Origin of the sequence: Chamaesiphon polymorphus CCALA 037 (genome assembly GCF_003003845.1) — a bacterium.
Classification (GTDB): Bacteria; Cyanobacteriota; Cyanobacteriia; order Cyanobacteriales; family Chamaesiphonaceae; genus Chamaesiphon; species Chamaesiphon polymorphus.
In genome coordinates this window covers 1-3,896 of record NZ_PVWO01000525.1, presented here as the reverse complement: position 1 = coordinate 3,896, position 3,896 = coordinate 1, and the positions used below count along the sequence as shown (strand labels likewise).

Annotated in this window: 3 protein-coding genes; all 3 read left to right on the top strand. The window is 43.3% G+C overall.

Translation table 11 applies throughout. From position 1 onward, the window contains the following. The first annotated feature begins 185 nt into the window (after window positions 1-185). Window positions 186-1,403, top strand: coding sequence for an FAD-dependent oxidoreductase (locus C7B77_RS25715; protein ID WP_106311681.1), 1,218 nt, complete (start codon window positions 186-188; stop codon window positions 1,401-1,403). An 852-nt stretch (window positions 1,404-2,255) separates the two neighbouring features. Then, window positions 2,256-3,374, top strand: a complete 1,119-nt coding sequence (locus C7B77_RS25710; RefSeq protein WP_106311678.1) for a hypothetical protein — start codon at window positions 2,256-2,258, stop codon at window positions 3,372-3,374. A 228-nt stretch (window positions 3,375-3,602) separates the two neighbouring features. After that, the coding region (locus C7B77_RS25705) for a hypothetical protein (RefSeq protein ID WP_146138519.1) at window positions 3,603-3,896 on the top strand (294 nt) is incomplete at its 3' end.

Sequence of the window (3,896 nt, the reverse complement as noted above, 5' to 3'; positions counted from 1 at the left end):
CTCTTACTCCCTCCCCTTTATAAGGGGAGGGCTGGGGTGGGGTAAAGGACTACGCAGCAACTTAAATAACCCATATCAAAACAAACATAGACTTGTCGATCGAGTCTATCAATTTGCAGTTGCTAAATCCAGCAACATCTAACTTTAATTCATCACTTATCTTACCACAATAAGGAGCTAATTTTATGAAAATAGCAGTCATCGGCGGCGGAGCCAGCGGCATCGTTACCGCATACTTACTCGACAAAAAAGGGCATCAAGTCACAGTATTTGAAAAACAACCAATCTTAGGCGGACACATTCGATCGCTTAATAAAAATGTCAGAACCGATTCCCAAAATCGCGGTCTATATCTCGAAGCAGGCGTACTCGAATTCACTCGCAAATTTCATAACTTTCTCGCACTAATGCAAGAATTAGGCGTAGAACTCGAACCAGTCGATCTCGGATCGGCATTGTATTTCAAAGATGGCGATCGATTTTTGTCCGGTACGACAATTCGCAAAAATATCACGGGCATCCAGCGCATAATTGAGTATCTACGCTTAGATAGTCTTTATGTGCGATCGATCGGACTGCAATTGAAAATGCATTTTGCCAACCTTCAAAGCCTTTACGATCGACCATTATCTAAATATCTACCCGCAAAGTGCGCCCGCAATTACTGGCTAAAATTACTGACGATGTATAGCTATTCCATCCCCTTCGAGCAAATCGATGATGTCCCCGCCGAATTAGCGATTCCCTCACTACGCGATTACGTACTGACTGAATGGGTGCGCATCAAAGGTGGGGTGTACTCCTATATCGAAAAAATTCTCGAACGCTTTAGAGGGACGGTACTGCTAAACGTCGATGTTACCGAGGTATGGCGGACGCCAGAGGGTAAAGTGCGTGTGAAACTAGCAGGCAAACCGCCGCAATTATTTGATAAAGTAGTGTTTGCGACGCCACCCGATCGAGTCTTGGCATTACTCGCCGATCCGACAGACGCCGAACGCCGCCGCTTTGGTGCTTGGCAACCTAACTATGCAACGACGATCGTCCATACCGATACATCAATGTACGATCGTTATGGCATCAAACAACTCACCGAATTTGATTTCTTTCAAACCCCCCACGGTTGGGGTTATAACGCCTATCTCAACCAACTTTGTGGAATTACGTCCTCGCGTCAATATAATTTAGCCTTTCATTTAGAAGACTCGATCGATCCGAGACAAATCGTCCATATTCAACAGCATCATACTCCCAAATATACGGTCGATTCGTTTCGCTATCGTGATGAAGTCGTCGCCACTAATGGCGAATATCATACTTATCATGCGGGTGCCTACCTTGCCGACGGTTTGCATGAAGGAGCGATTTGTTCGGCGATGCGGGTGGCTGCATTAATCCATTAACAAGGATAGATGGTAGGGGCAATCGATCGATTTCCACTACCCTAAATGACGATCGGCTATTTAGCAGAACTGAGTTAGCGATCGCCAACTGGTTAAAATAGGGGTCAGATCGTCGAACAGCAAAAATCTCGATCGTGTCCTAGCTCACAGACACTGCTCCCCGAGCCTAATTCAAATCTTATATCTGTTGCTATAGGCTAGTTATAGCGTTTTCACTTTCCGGGGATCGCAAGGCAAATATGCTAGCACCCGATTTTAAGATCGGCAGATCGACTGATTTAATTCAATCATATTGCGTAAATATTCACCAATCGAATCAGCAATCTTACTCGAATCTCAAAAATAGACATCAGCCTTATTACGTAAATAGGACTACAACTATTGTCAGTTTTATAGAAAAAGTCGTATGATGAAGTTAATGAAATCTGGAGAAAAAGGTCTTGACAAAGATTGTTAACTCTGAGCAAAAAATAAAAATTAGCTTCTAAGTTGATGGTCGATCGATAAATTAATAATGGCTTGGGGAGAAGAGTTTCTTACTTAAACGAGATTTTTTTAACAATATCATTGTCCGCGTTTTCTAACTCTTTCTAGTATCTAGAAAGCGGAAGATTGCCATTTTTATTTTAGCCCAATCTCGGGTTTTGTCACCTGTATTTTGTGCTGATAAGTTTGGTAGACGGATGTGTGTGCGAAGAAAGTAACTCGCCAACTTTTTATCCATGAAACGATCTAGAGTTGGAACTCGACAACCACCATGCTTGAGTAATTTTGTTGACGAGCCAGATTTTATCAAAAACTTGTGCCTAGATTATACATTGCTTAGTACAAATACAGCAAAGGGTGGAATTTATGAATTTTCAATCTAAACTGACTCTGGCTCTGGTAGCTAGTTCTGCGGTTTTCCCCATGGCAGCTCAGGCTCTCCCAACTACTGGGACTACTGCTGCTGCGGTATCGATCAAATTTGACGGTACCTCCAATGGTAATTTCTCGATCCAGCCTGGTACAAATGCCAATGGTGGCGGTACTGGCGTCCGCGAACTCTCGGCTGCGGTAGCTACTGGTGAATCTGAAAGTACTGCTAGCTCGGCCAGTCTGACTTCTGGCCCCAACGCGGGTACAACGGCAACTGCCAGAGGCTTTAGCGCACCTGTAACTTTCTCCTATGTAAGTAATAGCGATATTGTCAGAACGAATAATACTTCTGACTCCGTTAATTTCAGCACCTCTCAGGAGAACCGCTCGAACGTTCAGGCAACCACCACCAAAAACTCTAATTTCGACAACTATCGTGAAATTACTGCCAGTGATGACAAAACGGCAACTAATAACTTAACCGATAACAAAACGGGTGTTGTTAACGCCACTGATAACAAAACGGCTACTAATAACTTAACCGACAACAAAACGGGTGTTGTTAACGCCACTGATAACAAAACGGCTACTAATAACTTAACCGACAACAAAACGGGTACTGATGGTACTAGTTTTGGTAATAGTACTGGTACTGGCAGCAGTAGCGTTGCTGCAAGTAACATTAACGTACCTAATTCCAACACTACTAATAGTACGACTGGGACTGGTAATAGTGGTGGCACTACTAAGACGACAACTAGTAACTTTGCTACTAATAACAATACAACTAGTAATGTAAATAGCAACGACAATACAACTAGTAATTTTGCTACTAATAACAATACAACTAGTAATGTAAATAGCAACAACAATACAACTAGTGATTTTGCTACCAATAACAATACAACTAGTGCTGTTGCCAGCCGCGATCTAAACACTAGTAAAGGTGGTGCCAATGACAATACTAGCAACAGTAATGTCAACAGCCAAGTCGGTCAAACAACGAACAACACCAACAACACTGCTGCATCGGTGAATAATAGCAAAACCGAAGTTCGGTACAACTACACTGGTAGTTCTGCTGGTTTATCCTACATCCCCATGATCAAGTAGAAACAGAGAGTTTGCGTCGATCTAATCTATGCCCCTATAGATCGACGATCGGCATCTGCCGATCGATCGGCGCGAATTCGTACTTACTCGATTAAAAAAATCTACCCATCTCTAGTTTTGTTCGATGCAGGTAAAACCGAATGAACTGAACTAGGATGGGTGTTTTTTTCCAAACTGGGTGCTGATGTCACTGGAGAGAGAATCGATCGGTAGAGAAGATTTGGATATATGTATTCACAGTTATTGGCGTATTATCAAACTAATTATAAATTAGCCTGTTATTGCATCGCGATCGCGGGTTGGTATTTGGTCATTGCTAGCAGTGCTCACGCGCAAACACACTCGACAACCGCTCCACCACCCGATCGATTGGAGCGCGATAACTCGATCTTGGAGCGAGAGACAATCGGCGATTCGAGTCAAATAGCCAGTACCACTACCGATAATCCCGACGTCACTAGCGAAGACGATCGAAACAATCGCGATCGTCAGACACATCCGTCAGCTAAACCACGAGTTACG

Bases quoted from the DNA above. Each gene is read 5' to 3' on its own strand.
- C7B77_RS25715 (WP_106311681.1), top strand. From the start codon at position 186: ATGAAAATAGCAGTCATCGGCGGCGGAGCCAGCGGCATCGTTACCGCA.
- C7B77_RS25710 (WP_106311678.1), top strand. From the start codon at position 2,256: ATGAATTTTCAATCTAAACTGACTCTGGCTCTGGTAGCTAGTTCTGCG.